The sequence below is a fragment of the Primorskyibacter flagellatus genome (assembly GCF_048268605.1).
Classification (GTDB): domain Bacteria; phylum Pseudomonadota; class Alphaproteobacteria; order Rhodobacterales; family Rhodobacteraceae; genus Primorskyibacter; species Primorskyibacter flagellatus.
The window spans coordinates 223,139-242,443 of sequence record NZ_JBLWVF010000005.1 but is presented as its reverse complement, the minus strand read 5'-3'; the positions used below and the strand labels follow the sequence as shown (position 1 = coordinate 242,443).

Below are 19,305 nucleotides of genomic sequence, written 5' to 3'. Positions count from 1 at the left end.
TGTAGGTGGACAACCCCTCTGCCCTGAGTTCCTTCACCCTGTCGCGGTCAATGCTGGGCTTCCTGCCCTTGTAAACGCCCTTCGACTTGGCCTTGGCGATCCCCTCTGCCTGTCTCTTGCGGATGATGTTCCGCTCAAATTCAGCGAACGCGCCCATCATGTGGAGTTGCAGCTTGGCGAAGGCATCATCCTTGTCAGCAGAGAAGGTCAGCCCCTCAGTTAGGAAGCGGATGGTAGCGCCCTTGTCGTTGACAGTCTGGATTATGTCCTGAAGGTCCCTCAGGTCGCGGGCAAGGCGATCAATCGAATAGACGGCAACCGTGTCACCCTCTCGGATGTAGTCAAGCATGGCTTGCAGCGCTGGGCGGTCCTTGGCGCTCTTGCCTGACAGCTTCTCTTCAAACACCTTCTCGACCTGGCCGAGGTCCTGACGGTCCAAGTTCTGATCCACGCTGCTAACGCGACGATAACCTACCAAAGCCATAGTACCCTCCAATATGGTAACATTTGACTTTAGAGTAAGGTGATTCTGGTCACATTTGCAAGCATAAATACCCTAATATTACTGCTCCGACAGTAACAGCCATCAGTAACCTTACCGTCTACTCAAATGTTCGCTTTTGAGGCCGGTGCGGCGCTAGCTGGATCACAGGCGAACCGTGGGGGCTATCTGCAAAATATGAGCAAGAGGGAAAGCAACGGACAGCCAACCGCAGGAGAATGTCCACCCCCTTGATAGCATGACCTACCACAACGAGAGTTTGACTTTTTATCTTTTAACCACAAATACTTACAATATAATCCTCGCGGGAGGCTTGCCAGAATGAGATCAACACCCATTTCTATGTAACGCTCGCAAGAGTAGTACATTGCCGAAAGGCCACACCCCGCCTCCAACTGGACAGCGGGATTTTTTGTGTCAACTGCATGGGCGCATTTGCGCCAAGCTCTCTATGAAGAAGGTGTAGGTAGCCGATGCTCCAGTACTCACTGTTAGATATGTCTATTATTAATAATATATCCTTATTCCTCTACTACTCTGATGACCACATTCCGGAGGCTCTATTAAGCAGCTTTTTGAGGTATGCTCTATGACCGACAATGCAGCGTTTTTTTACATCCTAGTGGACGCCAACCCGAAACATGCGGCCACAAATGCCCTTGTCTGGGAGCTGCTAGAACACCTTCACAACCAAGGTGGCCTGATACTGAATCAGAGTCGAACGGGTAAACTCAATCTCAAGAGAGCCTGCCTGGCTGCGAACTTCCTCGCCACGGTTCAGCATATGCAGAAGAAAAGAAAGGAGAACTTTATCTTCAGGGCAAACCGGAACCACTGGCACAACCGCTCAAAGATCGGGACGCAGATTGTACTCAATTTTCGCAAGGCGCTTATAAATAGCAATATGATCGTTAAGGTGAGAAGTCATTTTAACGATGGCGCAGGGCGTGGGTTTGCAAGCAAGGCAGAACTTTTCGAAATCTCGGAGCATATTTGGGGAAAAGTTGGGGTTGCCGAGTTGTCGTTTAGGACCTGCGAGTATCTAAACCCTGTTAAAGCCACGGTTCACAAAAATAATGACACCGAAACGATAGTTGCCAATGAAAGCTCCAGCGTCTATCAGGATTTTGTCAAACTCAGAGATTGGCATGAAAATATGCCTTTAGTCACCCCTGAGGGCGCAGAAATTGGCTACGGGTCAAGGGATTTCAATCATGAAAATTTCGACGTTGGAGGGCGCTACCAGTGCGCTTACTCAAATGTACCGGCTGTAGATCGGGCCAATTACACCTTGAACGGCGAACCTATTGTCGAGGTTGATATCAGTGCCTGCAACCCAACGATCCTGACAGCAATGACAGGCAGGGTGCATTCAAGTTGGCTGGGTAGGGACATCACGGACCCTTACGAAACCCTTGTTACTGAAGATTTCACCCGCGAAGAAATAAAGAACGTAATCGTTCGATTGATTGGCGCAGGGAACGCAAAAAAACAGGCCGGATTTCCTGATTATCAGTTAGGTCTGGCGACTGCTACGTCACGCGACAAGAAGGGGAAACCAACCAAGTTTCGGGCAAACCAGAAATACAAAGATTTACTCCAGCATCTGCGGGAAATGTTGCCATGCCTAAACGACTTGAAGCGAAAAATTCTCGACAGCAACACGCTCAGCTTCCACGAAAGTGAGATAATGACTCGAGTTGCTGAAGGCCGCATGTACATGGGCCATCCAACTTACATCCTACATGACGGTATTCTTGTTCCTGAAAGCCATGCAGCCGGAGTAGCTGAGCATCTTCAGGTCGCCTTTGAGGGTTATTGCGATTCTATGGGTTGGCCTTTGATCATCAAGCCATCAGTTACACAGGAGCGCGCTAAGGTAAAATTAGCTGACAGGTTGCCCATGACAATCACTGATAGACGTTAAGTTCAGCGCAGCGAGTTCTGGCCTGCCTGCTTCAATTCTGAGTGGGCTAGAACGGCGAATTAGGGGTGTCTCAGGTCCTTTGGCTGGGCCACCCCACGCCCAGCGCCGAGAAGCGGCTTAAAGCGGCCTTTGAGGGCCTCTGCGTGGCATCCTGGGTCCGCACTTCCTACCTATGGCTGCCAGTGAATGGTGCTGAAGGTGCCTGAGAGGCGCTGTGCTGCCCGCTGAGTACCCGTATAGTGCTTTCGGCAGGGGGTAGTAGTCTTGAGCGATCACGGCCCTCAGCGGGCCTCTCTGCGGTTGTGGGCGAATTTTCTATACCGGTTCCCAATTTTCGGGTACTTTCCTGACTTGACCGCCATGGTCATACTCATAATATCGGTATTGCGACTCTAGATCAGTATACATCTTTTTCAGAAGTTGCTGTTTGGCTAGTTGACCCGCAAGGTAATGTTTCCTTGTGACCCCATGACCTGATTGGTTGTTAGCAACTGCAATGTCCTGCTCTGTGTATCCGATTAGGTTCATGTGTTCTGAGAATGTTCTCCTAAGATCGTGGAGCGTCCAGTCTCCTTTGAGGGGGTGTCGTGCTTTGAACTTATCGACGGCGGTTCTCAGGCTGGATTCTGTATAACCAAAAACTAATTTATTATCAGCTCTGCGATCCTCTAACAGCTCACCGATCAAGCCGACTATAGGTATGACGTGATCTTTTCGGTTTTTGGTATCGCGGATATATATCTGACCTTCCTTTACGTCTGCCCATGTCAACCGAAGAACTTCACTCTTACGCAAACCTGTAAGCATGAAAAATAGCAAAATATTCGCAACCCTAACCTTAAAGGTCGAGCGTACCTGCATAATGTCATAAATCTCTCTTCCAGACAGGAACCTATTGCGAGGCTGGGATTGGACCCGAAGATTCTTCTTGGTGAGGATGTCGCAAGGGTTTGGTGTTATGTCGTGGAAATTCAGAATGGCTGACAGGTTCCTAAAAGCCTTGTTGACGTATGCAGGACTCTTTTCTGCTAAAAGTTCCGAGTACCGGTCTTGAACCATCCTCTTGCTTAGTTGGCGGGTGGGGAGGCTCTTCCAGTCGGAGAAACAATTGCTGAAGGTTTTATTGTAGTCATTCAGCGTGCTAGCTTTCAAGCTGTGCTGCTTGATGTTGGTATATGCCTGCAACGCGCCCAAGAGTGTCTCTGGAAGGGGGTCTTCATCAACTTGGGCATGTCTAGGGTCAAAACCTTGAGAGGCTTGCAGGAGTATTCTCTTGGCCTCCTGACGTGCGTCTACCAGTGGCACAAGGTCAACGTCACCTATCCTGATACGCTTTGCGCTTGCTTGCCCTTTTATTCGCTTTTCCACACAAAAGGTAGCTTTACCCTTTGCGGAGACTTCGATAAGAAACCCACGAGTATCGGTGTCGCGGATGAACTTTCGTTTACCTGTGGCTTCGATGCTCGCTAGGGTTCGTTGGGTTATCTTTGTAGGCATCTAATCCCCTGAGTGTAGTTGGTAGACGTTTGGTAGACGTTATGATGTTACTAACGGGGTGCCTTGAAGGCAAGTAGACGAAAAAAACCTAGTATTTTCAGTGTGCCCAAGTGGCGGAATGGTAGACGCAGGGGATTCAAAATCCCCCGCCTTAACGGGCGTGCCGGTTCGAGTCCGGCCTTGGGTACCACCTTGTTTTGCAGGGTCTCCGTTGGATATTCGAAGATCGGCGTGACGCGCCGGTGTTTTCGCAAGAATCATCCCGATATGTTGAGTGGACGGCCGTATTACCGCGCAAGGCTCGCTCAATAGTGGCCCTTGACCGTAGAATGGTGCCGCTTCGTTCCCGGACGGAACCGGCTTGTGCCTTTTCGCGTTGGTTCATTCCGCAGCAGATGGTCCAAAGCAAATCCGACCCCACGTTACATCATGTCGGACGCCACGGTTCAGCCGGATATGGCTTGTTTCAGTTTGAAAAATTCTATCAAACCGCCGGAAACCCACCCCGACGGCGTTCGCCGGCCGGACTTCCAATTCAAAGGCGAGCGGCGGTACGACGCACAATGTCGATGCGCGCAGAATTCGGAGGATGGCTGCCGAGGAACCGGTTTCCCGGATCCGGGATTCGGGTGAAAAACGCAGCACCGCGTATGGCGTTGAACCCCGCACGGCTGGTGATGATCGTGCCCAACTCATCGGCCTCAAGCTCAAAATCCTTGGAATAGGTCCGTGCGCCCACGGCGGCACCAAACTCTTCGGCGCTGCGGATCCCGGCCGCATCAGCGCCCGACAGTGAGGCAAGCCCGGACAGGATCACGGCCCCCGCGATTGCGTTATTGCGGCTGCGGGCAAGGTGGCCGAGAATATGGTGCGACGCTTCATGGCCCATCACGAAGGCCAGTTCGTCGGCATTCTCGACACTTGCGATAAGCGCGAGATTGAAGGCCACAACCGGCCGGCCCGATCGGTCGAGGGTTTGAAACGCATTGGGTGGCTGACCGGGCCGGTCATCCACAACAATCAGGAAATCGCAATTCATCCCCGGCGCGCGACGGCGGCATTCCGATTCGGCGATAGGCTCCATAATGTTGACGACGCTGACAAATTGCTGGGCGGCGCGTTGCGCCCGAAGCCGTCTCGCGGCATCACTGGGCTGGGCGGCCTGCGCCGAGGTCTTTTGCGGCGGCGGGGCGGGTGTCTCGATCACTTCGCAGCCGGCAAAGAGAAGAAGAGCGATAGGAAGTAACCAGCGCATGCGATGTCCTGAACAGAATAGGGGGCCCGGAAGGCAACGGGGGTCAGTTTGACCCGGCCAAGGTGGCAATTCAAGGGGTAGGCCGATGTCAGGGGACAGGAGGCACTGCAAGAACGTCTAGCTTGCCAAAGCAGTGCTTGCACAGATGTCTCCCCCACCGATAGGCTGGTGCCATGTTCAGCATAGAGCACGAATTCGACGCGACCGTTGTGACCCTTGTGGACGAGGGCGAAACCCCCTTGCAGGAGGATGTGGTGGTCAACGGATTTGAGGAATGCATCACTGTTGAACAATACGATCCGCGCACGGACCGGGTGAACACGATTACGCTTTCGATTTCGCAGATGCGGGATCTCGCAGCGGCACTTTCGCTTCCCGAGGGCGTCTATTCGCGCAAGAAAACCTGAGCTTTTCTTTGCCATGGTGGGCGCATTATCCATCGGGCGCGCATAGGCCGGTGCCTGACCTAGCGGCACCTGCAACCTCAACACCTCATCTTGTAAAAAAGATCAGCCAAAGGGGCGATTGCATTTGAACCTGCCTAGAGTTTGACGGTTTCATGAGACGAAAGCCATGTGCCGGGGTTCGGCATTTGGTGCGACAAGTTCGAAAGGTATCGCATGTTTACAAGACGCAAAATGATTGGCGCACTGGGCGCGCTGGCTGCGCCGGCCTTTGTCGGGCCTGCTTTCGCAGCGCCCAGCGATTGGGAGGCTTGGGATGCGCAGGTGACGCCTGCGGGATTTGACTTGAGAACCAGCAATCCATGGGGATTGCACCCTCGGTTTCTGCCAACTTTGGTAAAGGCCAATCCGGATCTGGTGCCGGGGGACGTTCATGTCGATGCGGTCGCGCGCTACTTGTACCACATCCAGCAAGACGGCACGGCCATGCGCTACGGCGTGGCAATCGGGCGCGATAATCTGTACGAGCCGGGCGTTTACACGATCAAACGCAAGGCGAAGTGGCCCCGATGGACCCCCACCGCGACGATGATCAAACGCGAGCCTGAGAAATATGCGCACTGGGCAGGTGGTATGGCCCCCGGTCCGGCGAACGCGTTGGGATCACGGGCGCTGTATCTTTTTGTCGGCAATCGAGACACATATTTGCGTATTCATGGGACGCCTGCGCCGCGTTCTGTCGGAACGCGGGCCAGTTCAGGATGTGTGCGGATGGTGATGCCGCATATCAATGCGCTGTACGAGCAGGTGAATACCGGCGTCACCGCCTATCTGTACCCGACAGATGGCGGGACATTGTAACACGCTGAAACTTAGCTGACCGGGCCGGTGCAGATCGGGCTGCCATTGTCTGTGCGCACGGGCAGTTCGGTCGTCTCAACCGGCCCGCGATGCGTGTACCAATAGCACCCGTCCTCTTTCCGAAGCCTTGCCGTGGTCAGATCCTGATAGGATGCCGCGATTGAGGAGACCGATTCCGGTACGCTGACATAGTCCCCACGGCTTGCGCCGCCATCGGAAGGCACGGGTTCACAGGCGGACAGACCCAGCAGGAATAACGGCCCCACGAGAAAAGCCTTGGATTGAATCATTTTCGTACTCTCCGGTTTGATCGTCTTTGTAACACGCTTGCATTGCGCGACCAGAGCCGCAAGCCCGAGCGGTGGTTACGATGCAAATCATGGCAACGGTGCCGCAGCGATAATAAAGGGGATCGTTATTGGCAATGCCCCGCATCTACCGAGTTTTCAAACTTTTGAGGTGTGTGGGAGGTGGATCAGCGGTGCTGAACCAACAAAACCTAGCAGAGTTCCATACCCGAAAACGTTGCATTCTAAGCAAGAGCTCGCCTTATGCCGCCGCCGAGCTGGTCATCCATCGCTTGGTTGCCGCCAGCGCGTCACGTTGACAGATTTTGGCGGCCTAGGGTTGTGATCATCTGAAAATCGCACCTGCTCAGGGCCTTGCCCGCCTAAGCACGGCTCTGACCATCAAAATAAAACCGAATTCGCTGTAAGAGCCACACTACCGAAACGCGCTGACAGCATATTGCCGATTGGAGGCTCTGTCGTCTTGCGGGCCCATGACTCAGTTGCAGCCAAAAGGCCCGCCAACAGACATTATTCGATCACAGCACGAAGCCAACGATTGCCACTACAACGACTACAACACCGATGATGTAAAAAATATTATGCATTATCATTTCCTTCCGAGTTCGACGCGTCGGGCGCGCTCTGCAAGGCAACGGTCAAGTTGCGCGAAGGTTCCCGAAAAACTGCTGGCACCTTGAGGACAACCTGGAAACCGCCTTGCCGCCAGTCATGCAAGCCATGACCTTGCGGCTTGCCGGGAGAGGCAAGCCTTTCGTCAAGCCGTCGACACACACATCAACATAAGAAGTTTGGAAAGACGCGTTCAACGATATTCCGGTTCACCAACTGCCGGGTCTAATTCTCAAACGCATGTTCCCGTGAGGGGCAGGGGCTTAGGGCTCTGAAACACCAGCGGGGGGACGGCGGTGCATAAGCAATAGCAGCAGCGGGATCATCCAGACCGCAATGGTGAAAAGGCCAAGCCCGGCGGCGATGGGGCGCTCGAAAAAAGCGATGAAGCTGCCGTCTGACTTTATCATCGACGTGACAAAGTTCTGCTCCAGCATCGGTCCCAGCACCAGTCCCAGGATTGCCGGGGCGATGGGGATGTCGTTTTCCTCCATCAAGAAACCGATGACGCCGAAGACAAGCATGATGCCGATGCCGAAAGCCGAGTTGTTGATGGCAAATGACCCGACCATGCAGAACATCAGGATGACCGGCATCAGCACCTTCTGAGGGATCGACAACACTTGCCGCGCGCCCTTTATCGCCAGCCAGCCCAGTGGCAGCATGATCAGATTGGCCAGCAGGAAAACGATGAACACCGCATAGATCATCTGCGGCTGCGTGATGAACACCATCGGACCGGGGTTGATCCCCTTGATGTAGAGCACGCCGATCACAATCGCAGTGATCGAGTCGCCGGGAATGCCAAAAACCAGCGCCGGAATCCACGCCCCCGACATCGCGGCGTTGTTCGAGGCCCCGGCCTCTACCAACCCCTCGACATGGCCTGTTCCGAATTTCTCGGGCGTTTTCGAGAATTTCTTCGAGATAGCAAACGAGATCCACGCGGCGATATCCGCCCCGGCACCGGGCAATGCGCCGATGGCGGTACCCATCGCGCTGCCGCGCAGGGCTTGCACCGGGTAGGTGACAAGGTTCTTCGCTTGCTGGCGGAAGATACCCTTGCCCGGTGTTGCGGGCGGACGCACCTCTTCACCACGCTTGATGAAGGTACGGATAACCTCGGACACGGCAAACAGACCGATCATCGCGGGGATGAATTGCACGCCCCCCATCAGCTCCACCGATCCCATTGTATAGCGAGGCGCACCTGCGGGGTTCTCCAGCCCGATGGTTGCCGCGAACAAGCCGATGAACAGAGCGACCAAACCCCGCGCCGGAGAGCCGGGAGAGATGAAAACTGCGCAGGACAGGCCCAGAACGACCAGCCAGAAATACTCGAAGGAGGAAAACTTCAGCGCGATCTCGGCCAGCACCGGCGAGGCGGTGATCAGCACCAGCGTCCCGAAGATGCCTCCGATCGACGAGAAGACAAGAGAGGCACCAAGCGCGGCCTCCGGGCGACCCTGTTTCGTCAGCGCATAGGCGTCCTGCACATAGGCCGCGCTGGCAGGCGTGCCGGGCATCCGCAACATCGTGCCGGGAATGTCGCCCGCAAAGATCGCCATCGCGGTGGCAGTCACGATGGTCGCAATGGCAGGTACCGGGTCCATGAAGAAAGTCACTGGCACCAGAAGCGCGGTGGCCATGGTTGCGGTCAGTCCGGGGATGGCACCCACGAACATGCCGAAGGCGGCCGAGCAGAGGATGACCAACAGCACATAGGGCTGAAAAACAAGTTGCGCGGCGTCGATCACCGTGGACATTGGGTATTCACCATAAAAAAGAAAGGAAATCGCTGCGCGGCAGTGGCACCAGCAACAGGCGGCCAAAACTTTGCTGGATGGCAATGGCGGCAACCAGCGCGATAATCACGGCGATCCACCAGCGAACCCGTAGGATGAGCATGCCGATTGTCATCACCGCGACGGCCGTGGGCAGGAAGCCCAGTACAGGAGACAGCGCGATATAGGCCACAATAAGGACCAGAACCGAGACCAGCCTGGCGATGGCCGCAGGGCTTTGGGTCCAGTCAGCCAGGTTCAGTCCGGGCAGGCGTTCGCCCTCCATAACCGCCTTTACGATCATGAAAAGTCCCGTCAAACCTGTCACCAGCGCGACCGCGCGTGGCATCGTCCCGGCACCGTAGGCTTGGCCGGGGATAGCCTGAAATTCGATTGCCGAGATATAGATCGCGATGCCGCCCAGAAGAGTCAGTAGTCCCAAGGTAAGGTCGGTGACGCGCATCCGTTATATCCTGTTTTCGTGTCTTTATCTGCTTGGTATCCCGCGATCAGCGGAATAGCGGAAAAGGGCCAGGTGGACATGACATACGCACCCGGCCCTGCCCGGAAGAAAGACCGTTATCGCTCGCCGCTATTCTGCGGCGAGTCCGGCCTGTTTCATAACCTCGCCAAAGGCGGCGTCGTCATTGGCCACGATCTCGGTCGCATCGTCACCCTTTGCCCAACGAAGGCCAAAGCCGCGGTCTGCCATGAAGGTCTGGTATGCGTCCGAATTATACGCAACCTCTACCGCGTCCATCAGCTTGGTCTTGACGTCATCGGGAAGCCCGTCCGGAGCGGCCACCGACCGCCAGACCGCAACCGTCCAGTCGGATCCGGTGGTTTCAGCCAATGTCGGCACATCCGGAAACGCGTCCTGTCGTTCTGCGGACATGGTTGCCAGCGCGACCACGCGGTTGGCGTCGATCATCGAGCGCCCTTCGGCCAGCGAGGAGGGAACAATATCCACGCCGCCCGCGACCATATCGGTCAGGCCCGGCGCGGCACCCTGACTGGGCACGAAGGTGACGTGATCGGGGGCCAGATCCTCGGAGAGCAGCCAGCCGGCAAGGCCGACATGCCAGATGCCACCCTGGCCGGTGCCGGAGGCCTTGTAGGTGCCCGCAGGTTCGCTCTTGATGCTTTCAAGCAGCGCCTCGACGCTGTCGAAGCCGGACTCAGCAGAGACCATGACGCCGCCGGGATCGGCGTTGACGATGGCCAGAATGTCGAAGTCTTCATAGGTCAGTTCGGTCAGGCCCTGCCAGTGCATCATGTCGATTTCGATGGTCATGATGCCGATCGTGTAGCCGTCTGGATCCGCGTTGGCGATCGCGCTGTGGCCGACCACGCCGGACCCACCGGTGCGGTTCACCACATTGACCGGCACGCCCAGTTCGCGTTGTATCTCGGCACCCAGAAGGCGACCCACGGCGTCGGTGCCGCCACCCGCACCCCAGGGCACGATCAGTTGAATTGGCCGTTCGGGATATTCCTGCGCCGAAACGGTGCCTGCCAGAATCAACAGGCCACCAAGGGCTGCTGCGGTTTTCACGAATTGCATGCGTATCCTCCTAGTTGTTTTTTTCGGTGCGTCACTTCTGACCGTGCCCGCCGCCGGTATTCATCGGCTGATACGGCGACCGAAGCCCTATGGGATCTGGTCACACGGCGACGCGTCACCGCTTCGGTGTGATTGCGTTGCGTTCAAGTGTGTTGGCTTGTTCAGTCACGCTCCTCCGGATTGACGCTATCCAGCGCTTTGATAACGTTCCAATGAATAAATTGGGCTCTGCGATCGCGAAACACGATCGCTCTGACAGGTCGTAGATACTTGAAACGGGATATCACCGCGCAACTGAAAATCCGGCACATGTCACTGATCGTGGCTTTGGCCGATCACGGAACAACGCATCGCGCAGCCGATGCAATGAACATGACGCAATCCACCGCGTCAAAAATGTTGCGCGACGTCGAAGATATCTTTGAAAGCAGCCTGTTCGAACGAAAGCCACGCGGTCTGATTCCGACACCGTTGGGGGAGTTCGTCATTGCCAATGTGCGGGCACAGCTTTCGCGACTCAGGCGGTTTTCAGACGAATTTCACGCCCGTCGCTCCGGAGGATACGGCACCCTGTCGATTGGGGCGATTACCGGGGCGGCCCCCGATCTGGTGGCCAGGGCCGTGGCCGAGATAAAGCGCAAGCGGCCGCAACTGATGGTCGAACTCCACGGCGAGACAAGCGACGGTATCCTCGACCAGCTTGAGGGCGGTCTCATCGACCTTGCCGTGGGACGGTTCAGTGATGAACGGCAAAGGAGCAAATTTACCTTCGAGCCACTTGCCGAGGAAAGGCTGGTGGTCGTCGCCCGGTCTGGGCATCCATTGGAAAGCGCAGGCGTCACGCGCCTTGCAGATCTCGCCAATTGCGCCTGGGCGCTTCAACCGGGCACAAACCCCTCGCGGCATGTACTGGATGCGGCCTTCGACCACGAACGCGTGCGACGGCCCACGAACACGATTGAATGCTCGTCGATCCTGTTGATTCTGAACCTTGTGCAGGTGTCGGACGCTCTGGCACTGCTGCCCGAAGCCGTGATCGAGGCCTATGAAAAGGCCGGGTTGTTCATCCGCTTGCCAATACGTCCCGAAATCAGACTTGCCGGGTTTGGGCTGGTGACTCGCCGGAAAGAGCCGCTGGGCGAGGCCGCGATAGAGTTTTGCGCCATCCTGCGCGCCCGTGCGCGTCGCCAAATACGGTCGTGAGGCACCGCACTGACCCTGTCTGTGATGCTATCGCAAGGCCCGCCGGAGTTTCGGGCGTGCATTAGGCCGTCGACCGTGCGTTGCGCTTTTTTCGGGCGACCAGCGCGCAGATTTTGTCAGGTCCCGCGGTTGCGGTTTTGCCGCCGGACCTGACCGCAGGGCAAAGAGGAACGGGTTGGCAACTACTCGGCCACGCAATCGGCGAAATAGTGGATGGTGCCGTCCTCGCCCATTTCCTGTACCAGCCCGTGGATGTCGGTCTCGAATCCTGGACAGGCGAGGGCAAATTCGCGGTTGAACTTGAGGTAGTCCACAATCTTGCGGTTGAATACCTCGCCGGGGATCAGAAGTGGAATGCCGGGCGGGTAGGGCGTGACGAGGCCGGTTGTGATGCGGCCTTCGAGATCATCTATCGGCACCCGCTGGGTGGTGCGGCGGGCGATATGTGAAAACGCCTCGGAGGGATTCATCGCCGGGGTCAGGTCGCTGAGATACATCTCGGTCGACAGGACGGCCACATCATTTTTGGCATAAAGTGTATGCACATGCTGGCACAGATCGCGCAGGCCCATACCTTCGTAGCGTGGCTGTTTGGCACAGAATTCCGGCATGGTACGCCACATCGGTGTGTTCTTGTCGAAGTCGTCCTTGAATTGCTGAAGCGCCGTCAAAAGCGTGTTCCAACGTCCCTTTGTGATGCCGATAGTGAACATGATGAAAAAGCTGTAAAGCCCTGTTTTTTCAACAACAACACCGTGCTCCGCTAAATATTTTGTCACGATGGACGCTGGGATACCTGTTTCCTCAAATCGGCCGTCCAGATTGAGACCGGGCGTGATGATCGTGGCCTTGATCGGGTCGAGCATGTTGAAGCCGCGGGCCATGTCGCCAAAGCCGTGCCAGGATTCCTCGCCATCGCTTTTGCGCATGCCGTCGGCATCGGTATTGCCCAGCACCCAGTCCTTGGTGCTGCCGATGCCTTCTTCCTCAAGAGAGTCCGGCCCCCAGACCTTGAACCACCAATCCGCGTCGCCGTATTCGTCATCGACCTTGCGCATGGCCCGGCGGAAATCGAGCGCTTCGTCGATGCTTTCCTCGACCAGTGCGGTGCCGCCCGGCGGTTCCATCATCGCGGCGGCCACGTCGCAGCTTGCGATGATGCTGTATTGCGGGCTGGTCGAACTGTGCATCAGGTAGGCTTCGTTGAACAGGTGACGGTCCAGCGGCGTGTTCTGGCTGTCCTGCACCAGTACATGGCTGGCCTGACTGATCCCGGCCAGCAGTTTATGGATTGATTGTGTAGCGTAAGTCACTGAGTGTATTGGTCTATCCCGCTTGCGACCCATGGCGTGGTAATTGCCGTAAAACGGGTGGAACGACGCATGCGGGAGCCATGCCTCGTCGAAATGCAGGTTCTCGACATAGCCGTCCAGCATGTCCTTGATGGTCTCGGTGTTGTATAACACGCCATCATAGGTCGATTGCGTCAGCGTCATGATGCGCGGCTTGACCGTGTCGGCATCGACATCTGCCAGCAGCGGGTTGGCGCGGATCTTGGCCTTGATCGTTTCGATCTCGAATTCGCTTTGCGGGATCGGGCCGATGATGCCGAAATGGTTGCGGGTGGGTTTCAGGAAGACCGGGATCGCGCCGGTCATGATGATCGAATGCAGGATCGATTTGTGGCAGTTGCGATCCACCACAACCACATCGCCGGGGGCCACGGTATGGTGCCAGACCATTTTGTTGGAGGTCGAGGTGCCGTTGGTCACGAAAAAGCAATGATCGGCGTTGAAGATCCGCGCGGCGTTGCGTTCGGACGCGCCAATTGCACCGTTGTGATCCAGCAGCTGACCCAGTTCCTCGACCGAGTTGCAGACATCGGCGCGCAGCATGTTTTCACCGTAGAACTGGTGATACATCTGCCCGATCGGGCTTTTCAGAAACGCCACGCCGCCGGAATGGCCGGGACAATGCCACGAATACGATCCGTCTTCGGCATAATCCAGAAGCTCGCGGAAGAACGGCGGCTGGATGCCTTCAAGATAGCTTTTCGCCTCGCGGATGATGTGGCGGGCGACAAATTCCGGCGTATCCTCGAACGCGTGAATAAAGCCATGCAGCTCTCGCAGAATGTCGTTGGGCAGGTGGCGGCTGGTCTTGGTTTCGCCGTAGACGTAGATCGGCACATCGGCATTTTTCCAGCGTACCTCTTCGATAAAGCTGCGCAGGTTGAGAACCGCCGGATCAAGGTCGGGGCCGGCGCTGAATTCCTCGTCGTCGATGGACAGCACGAAGGCACTGGCGCGCGATTGCTGCTGGGCGAATTTCGAAAGATCGCCGTAGCTGGTGACGCCCAGCACGTCAAAGCCTTCTTCCTTGATGGCGTCGGCCATCGCCCGGATGCCCAGACCCGAAGAGTTTTCGGAGTGAAAATCCTCGTCGATGATCACGATGGGGAAGCGAAACTTCATGGGACTCTCCTGATGGGCAGGTTGTTTCGAACCGCGATGCCGTATGCGCCGCAGGCTTGGGCGGTCGCGTTTGGCTCTGTTGTTTCTGTTGCTCTGCGCGGCGTCAAGGGCCGCAACGCGGTTGTCGGGGAAGAGCGCCGCAAAAGACGACACAGCCGCGTCATGGATGGGCTGGACGCCAGGGGTGAAAGCGCCGGTGAAATCTGCCTTGCGTCACCTAGCAGACCTGCGTCCAGCCGGTCTGACGTTCATTTTCGATAAGGTTGAGCAGGCTTCGGTCAGAGATCCGGCCCTGTACCACGGTGCGGCCAATGACCATCGACGGCGTGCCGATCAGGCCGAACAGCTCTGCCAGTGCCGCGCTTTGGTCCAGCGCGTGCTGCACATCCCCGCCATTCATGTCGTCAATCAGCCGGTCGGGATCAACGCCCATTTGGGCGGCGAGCTTGCGAAGATAACTTGGTGTCGGTTGAAACCGGGTGCCGAGCAAACGGTCGTGAAATTGCGTGTAGGCATCCTGCCGTCCGGCCGCCAGTGCCGCCTTCGCCGCGACAACAGAGGCATGCCCCAGCAGTGGCAATTCGTGCCAGCTGACACGGATACGCTGCGCCGGATCAGTGGCCAATTCTGCCAGATGCCGGGTTTGGATCCGGCAATAGGGGCAATAATAGTCCGAAAACGACGCGATGGCGACGATGTCATCGGTCTGTTGAATGCTGCCGTAAAGTGCCCTGCAGGGATTGGCGCGGACATCGGCCACCGAAACGCCGGGGCGCGGTTTTTCATCCGCATCCAGACCGATGAGAAAATTTCCCGCAGAAGAGACTTGCCCACCCGCGATCCTGCGAAACCCCTCCGGGTCACCCAGCGGTGAAAAGGCGGGTAATGGGGCGAAAATGTCTTTGACGGTTCGGATCGCAGGGCCAATGGACACGGCCGCGGCGGCTACGGCGCCGATGACAAGGGTGCGTCTTGTGGTCACTGCGGCCCTCCAATGCTTCTGCCTGCCAGATGGGCCTCGCGGAGGGCCGAAGGTCAACAGTGAGCGGGGGTCATTTCTTCGTGCGCATCCGTGTCGAATGGAAAAACCGGGTACCCCTCTTGACCTTACAGTCACTGGAACCCTTATCTGAGCTGTCTAGCGACAAACGGAGACCGTCATGAACGCGACATATCAGGCAACACTTTCAATTGAGGGCATGTCCTGTGCCTCCTGTGTGGGACGCGTCGACCGCGCGCTTGCGAACCTGTCCGGTGTGGAATCGGTGTCCGTGAACCTTGCCAACGAGACTGCGCGACTGGAACTTGATGCACCCGAGCGGTTGGCAGCGGTGGCAGCGGCGTTGGACGAATTGGGCTACCCCGCGCGCCGGGGCGAAGCGGTGCTGAGCATCGCGTCGATGTCCTGCGCGTCCTGCGTCGGACGGGTCGACAAGGCGCTGGCCGCCGCGCCGGGGGTGCTGGAGGTGAATGTGAACCTCGCCTCGGAAACCGCGCGCGTCACCTATCTGGAAGGCGCTGTCGAGCCGGCTGATCTGGTACGCACCGCGACCGAAGCGGGCTATCCCGCCCGGATCGCAGGTGCCAATGCGTCCCAGGACCAGACTGCGCGCAAAGAGGAAGAGGCGCGGGGCCTGGCCCGTCGCGTGACGCTGGCCGCCCTGCTTGCCCTTCCGGTGTTCATTCTGGAGATGGGCAGCCATATGATTCCCGGAATGCATGGGCTGATCGGCCGTACCATCGGTCATCAGGCCAGTTGGTTGATCCAGTTCGCGCTGACCAGTGCCGTTCTGATCGGGCCGGGGCGGCAGTTCTATCTCAAGGGCATTCCGGCGCTGCTGAAAGGCGCGCCTGACATGAACAGCCTTGTGGCCGTGGGGACCGGGGCGGCCTATGCCTATTCCGTCGTGGCCACCTTCCTGCCCGGGCTGCTGCCCGAGGCTGTGCGTGCCGTCTATTTCGAAGCCGCAGCGGTGATTGTCGTGCTGATTCTGATCGGGCGCTGGCTGGAGGCGCGCGCCAAGGGCCGGACCGGTGCCGCGATCCGCAAGCTTGTCGGCCTTCAACCCCGCACCGCGCGCGTGATGCGGGACGGCGAGGCGGTGGAGACCGACATCGACACGCTGCAAAGCGGCGATGTCATTGTGGTCCGCCCCGGCGAACGGATCGCCGTGGATGGCGAGGTGGTCGAGGGCAACAGCCATATCGACGAAAGCATGATTACCGGGGAACCTGCGCCGGTTGCCAAGGCGACGGGTGATCCCGTCACCGGCGGCACGGTCAATGGCGCGGGCAGTTTGCAGTTTCGCGCGACACGGGTTGGCGCAGATACAACGCTGGCGCAGATCATCCGCATGGTCGAGGAAGCCCAGGGTGCCAAACTGCCCATTCAGGGGCTGGTGGACCGGATCACCCTGTGGTTCGTGCCGGCCGTGATGGCGTTGGCGGCGCTGACCGTGCTGGTCTGGCTGGTGATTGGTCCTGATCCTGCCCTGACATTGGCCTTGGTGGCAGGGGTGTCGGTGTTGATCATCGCCTGTCCCTGTGCCATGGGGCTGGCCACGCCGACCTCCATCATGGTGGGCACAGGCCGCGCGGCCGAGATGGGCGTGCTGTTCCGCCGTGGCGACGCGCTACAGGGGCTGGGGCAGGTGGGCGTCGTGGCGCTGGACAAGACCGGCACCGTGACCGAGGGGCGCCCCGAACTGACCGATCTGGTGTTGGCAGAAGGCTATGCCCGCGCTGATGTGCTGGCAAAGGTCGCAGCGGTCGAAGGGCGCTCTGAACATCCCATCGCCGATGCCATTCTGCGCGCGGCGAAGGCACAGGGGTTGACGGTGTCCGAAGCGTCCGAATTTGTCTCGACCACCGGATACGGCGTGCGGGCGCTCGTCGATGGGGCCGAGGTGCTTGTCGGGGCTGACCGGTTTATGACCCGCGAGGGCATTGATACCTCGGCACTGGTCGAGTCCGAAACCCAATTGGCGACCCGTGGCCGCACCGCGCTTTATGCCGCCATCGACGGGCGGATCGCGGCGGTGATCGGCGTCGCAGACCCGGTCAAACCCGCCAGCCGCGCGGCCATCGAAGCACTGCATGGGATGGGACTGAAGGTTGCCATGATTACCGGCGACAAACGCGAAACCGCCGAGGCCATCGCGCGCGAAACCGGCATCGACCATGTGATCGCGGGGGTTTTGCCCGACGGCAAGGTGGCGGCGCTGGACGCGTTGCGCGCGGGGAGCGAACAGGTGGCCTTTGTCGGCGACGGCATCAACGACGCGCCTGCGCTTGCACATGCGGATGTGGGGATCGCCATCGGAACGGGCACGGATGTGGCAATTGAGTCCGCCGATGTTGTGTTGATGTCGGGCGATCTGCGCGGCGTGGTCAACGCGCTGGAAGTGTCGCGCCGGACCATGGCCAATATCCGGCAGAACCTGTTCTGGGCCTTCGGCTACAACGTCGCGCTGATCCCCGTTGCAGCGGGCGTGCTCTACCCGGCATTCGGCGTGTTGCTGTCGCCGGTTCTGGCGGCGGGCGCAATGGCGCTGTCCTCGGTCTTCGTGTTGTCGAACGCGCTGCGTCTTCGCCGGATCGCGCCGCTGATGGACGAGGCCGATACGCCGGAACAGTTCAAAGCCGGTGCTGTGAGTGTTGCGGCGCAGTGAAGGAGGGTGCGATGAATATCGGTGACGTGTCGCGACAATCCGGCCTTCCGGCGAAGACGATCCGCTATTATGAAGAGATCGGCCTGATCACCCCGCAGCGCAGCGCCAATGGCTACCGTGCGTTTCGTGAACAGGACCTGCACAAGCTGGCCTTTATCGGGCGGGCGCGGGCCCTGGGCTTCGGGATCGAGGATTGTCGCGGGCTGCTGAAGCTTTACGAGGACACGGACCGCAGCAGCGCCGAGGTCAAACAGATCGCCGAAGAACATCTGACAGAGATCGATCGCAAGATCGCCGAACTGACCGGAATGCGCCAGACGCTGACACGGCTCGTCCATGCCTGCGCCGGGGATGACCGGCCCGATTGCCCGATCCTGGCCGATCTGTCGGCACCGCCCGCAATATAGGCTGCATCGTGCGGCCGCGCGTGCCTTAGTGCTCACCGGTGTCGTGGCAGTCGGTTCGCCATTCAGATCTGACAGACTCTGATTTTGATCTGAAGATGCGGCACGACATATCCTGACGACATTATCACTTGCGATATTAAGCAATTCCGCTTGCGCTGTTAACGTCACTCCATAACATGGGCAGCGGTCACACGGCCCGACCGCCACCCCAAGGAGCCTGCCGGTGAACAAGACGCTGCCATCGACCTCACGTTCGCTGCCTATTCTGCTGATCCGCGCGCGAGAGGCTGTCATGGCACCGATCCGTTCGATGTTGGCGGCCTCCGGTTTGACTGAACAACAATGGCGGGTTTTGCGGGTGTTATCCGAATACGGACCGCAGGACACGACCGACGTGGCGGACCGGGCGTCTTTGTTGCTGCCCAGTCTCAGTCGCATTTTGCGGACGATGACCGAGAAAGGGCTGATCACCCGTCAGCAGCATGACGGTGATCGCAGGCGCCAAATTCTGATGATCACCCCGGCGGGGCAGGCAGTCATCGATGAAAACATCGCCGAAGCTGCGGCGATCGCCGATGCCATCAAGGCCCGGCTGGGGGACGAGAATTACGAGGCTCTTCTGGATCTGCTTGACTTGGTGACGGCTGAACAAAAAAGCCAAACGTCGAAGTGACACGTGTAGCTGTCTTCGTTGCTTTGAACTATCCGAATGTTTTGACCTCAATGGCCGCGACAAATTCCGTTACGATCTTGCAGGGCCGTCCCTCCCCAAAAGATGGGCGGCGAGGCGCAAAAGCGGCCCGACCTTGCAGCGCCGTCGCCAACGGACAGGGATA

The 19,305-nt window shown here is 58.0% G+C and carries 16 protein-coding genes and 1 tRNA gene; 8 read left to right on the top strand and 9 right to left on the bottom strand.

Annotated elements, in window-relative coordinates; genetic code table 11:
• A partial coding sequence (locus ACN0WV_RS08770; protein WP_417605098.1) for a recombinase family protein occupies nt 1–484 on the bottom strand: 484 nt, incomplete at its 3' end.
• Between the two features lie 607 nt (nt 485–1,091).
• Between ACN0WV_RS08770 and ACN0WV_RS08765 the strand changes: the two genes are divergently transcribed.
• The gene (locus ACN0WV_RS08765; RefSeq protein ID WP_417605096.1) at nt 1,092–2,429 is read left to right on the top strand and encodes a hypothetical protein; all 1,338 of its coding nucleotides are present in this window, start codon (nt 1,092–1,094) and stop codon (nt 2,427–2,429) included.
• A 315-nt stretch (nt 2,430–2,744) separates the two neighbouring features.
• On the opposite strand, the gene ACN0WV_RS08760 is transcribed toward ACN0WV_RS08765, so the two are convergent.
• On the bottom strand, nt 2,745–3,926 hold the full coding sequence (locus ACN0WV_RS08760; RefSeq protein ID WP_417605094.1) for a tyrosine-type recombinase/integrase: 1,182 nt from the start codon (nt 3,924–3,926) through the stop codon (nt 2,745–2,747).
• Nucleotides 3,927–4,030: 104 nt separating this feature from the next.
• On the opposite strand from ACN0WV_RS08760, the gene ACN0WV_RS08755 reads away from it, so the two are divergent.
• Nucleotides 4,031–4,116: transfer RNA gene (locus ACN0WV_RS08755), tRNA-Leu, on the top strand.
• A gap of 345 nt (nt 4,117–4,461) precedes the next feature.
• On the opposite strand, the gene ACN0WV_RS08750 is transcribed toward ACN0WV_RS08755, so the two are convergent.
• Nucleotides 4,462–5,181 (bottom strand): M48 family metallopeptidase, encoded by a 720-nt coding sequence (locus ACN0WV_RS08750; protein ID WP_417605093.1) that lies wholly within the window; start codon nt 5,179–5,181, stop codon nt 4,462–4,464.
• 173 nt (nt 5,182–5,354) lie between these two features.
• On the opposite strand from ACN0WV_RS08750, the gene ACN0WV_RS08745 reads away from it, so the two are divergent.
• A complete protein-coding gene (locus ACN0WV_RS08745) occupies nt 5,355–5,588 on the top strand; it encodes a hypothetical protein (RefSeq protein WP_084350195.1) in 234 nt (77 codons plus the stop codon).
• A 213-nt stretch (nt 5,589–5,801) separates the two neighbouring features.
• Complete coding sequence (locus tag ACN0WV_RS08740) at nt 5,802–6,446, top strand: L,D-transpeptidase (RefSeq protein WP_116598497.1); 645 nt, start codon at nt 5,802–5,804, stop codon at nt 6,444–6,446.
• 11 nt (nt 6,447–6,457) lie between these two features.
• Here the strand turns inward: ACN0WV_RS08740 and ACN0WV_RS08735 are convergent, their stop codons facing one another.
• The 4 genes from ACN0WV_RS08735 to ACN0WV_RS08720 all read right to left on the bottom strand — a co-directional run bounded on the left by ACN0WV_RS08735 (nt 6,458) and on the right by ACN0WV_RS08720 (nt 10,714).
• Nucleotides 6,458–6,736: a hypothetical protein gene (locus tag ACN0WV_RS08735; protein WP_116598498.1), complete on the bottom strand. Its 279-nt coding sequence runs from the start codon at nt 6,734–6,736 to the stop codon at nt 6,458–6,460.
• Nucleotides 6,737–7,629: 893 nt separating this feature from the next.
• Complete coding sequence (locus ACN0WV_RS08730; protein WP_417605092.1) at nt 7,630–9,132, bottom strand: tripartite tricarboxylate transporter permease; 1,503 nt, start codon at nt 9,130–9,132, stop codon at nt 7,630–7,632.
• Nucleotides 9,133–9,139: 7 nt separating this feature from the next.
• Nucleotides 9,140–9,613 (bottom strand): tripartite tricarboxylate transporter TctB family protein, encoded by a 474-nt coding sequence (locus tag ACN0WV_RS08725; RefSeq protein ID WP_084350192.1) that lies wholly within the window; start codon nt 9,611–9,613, stop codon nt 9,140–9,142.
• A gap of 129 nt (nt 9,614–9,742) precedes the next feature.
• Nucleotides 9,743–10,714 carry a tripartite tricarboxylate transporter substrate binding protein gene (locus tag ACN0WV_RS08720; RefSeq protein WP_084350191.1) on the bottom strand — a complete coding sequence of 324 codons (972 nt, stop codon included), beginning with the start codon at nt 10,712–10,714 and terminating at the stop codon, nt 9,743–9,745.
• A 270-nt stretch (nt 10,715–10,984) separates the two neighbouring features.
• On the opposite strand from ACN0WV_RS08720, the gene ACN0WV_RS08715 reads away from it, so the two are divergent.
• Nucleotides 10,985–11,917 (top strand): LysR substrate-binding domain-containing protein, encoded by a 933-nt coding sequence (locus ACN0WV_RS08715; RefSeq protein ID WP_417605089.1) that lies wholly within the window; start codon nt 10,985–10,987, stop codon nt 11,915–11,917.
• Between the two features lie 182 nt (nt 11,918–12,099).
• On the opposite strand, the gene ACN0WV_RS08710 is transcribed toward ACN0WV_RS08715, so the two are convergent.
• Both ACN0WV_RS08710 and ACN0WV_RS08705 read right to left on the bottom strand, forming a co-directional pair.
• On the bottom strand, nt 12,100–14,391 hold the full coding sequence (locus tag ACN0WV_RS08710) for an Orn/Lys/Arg family decarboxylase (RefSeq protein ID WP_417605088.1): 2,292 nt from the start codon (nt 14,389–14,391) through the stop codon (nt 12,100–12,102).
• 217 nt (nt 14,392–14,608) lie between these two features.
• A complete protein-coding gene (locus ACN0WV_RS08705; protein ID WP_417605086.1) occupies nt 14,609–15,373 on the bottom strand; it encodes a DsbA family protein in 765 nt (254 codons plus the stop codon).
• A gap of 178 nt (nt 15,374–15,551) precedes the next feature.
• Here ACN0WV_RS08705 and ACN0WV_RS08700 point away from each other — a divergent pair, with 178 nt between their 5' ends.
• The 3 genes from ACN0WV_RS08700 to hpaR all read left to right on the top strand — a co-directional run bounded on the left by ACN0WV_RS08700 (nt 15,552) and on the right by hpaR (nt 19,142).
• A complete protein-coding gene (locus tag ACN0WV_RS08700; RefSeq protein ID WP_417605084.1) occupies nt 15,552–18,062 on the top strand; it encodes a heavy metal translocating P-type ATPase in 2,511 nt (836 codons plus the stop codon).
• 11 nt (nt 18,063–18,073) lie between these two features.
• Entirely contained in the window at nt 18,074–18,469 is a 396-nt protein-coding gene (gene cueR, locus ACN0WV_RS08695) for a Cu(I)-responsive transcriptional regulator (RefSeq protein ID WP_417605082.1), read from the top strand.
• 223 nt (nt 18,470–18,692) lie between these two features.
• The gene (gene hpaR, locus ACN0WV_RS08690; RefSeq protein ID WP_417605080.1) at nt 18,693–19,142 is read left to right on the top strand and encodes a homoprotocatechuate degradation operon regulator HpaR; all 450 of its coding nucleotides are present in this window, start codon (nt 18,693–18,695) and stop codon (nt 19,140–19,142) included.
• The last annotated feature ends 163 nt before the right edge of the window (nt 19,143–19,305 follow it).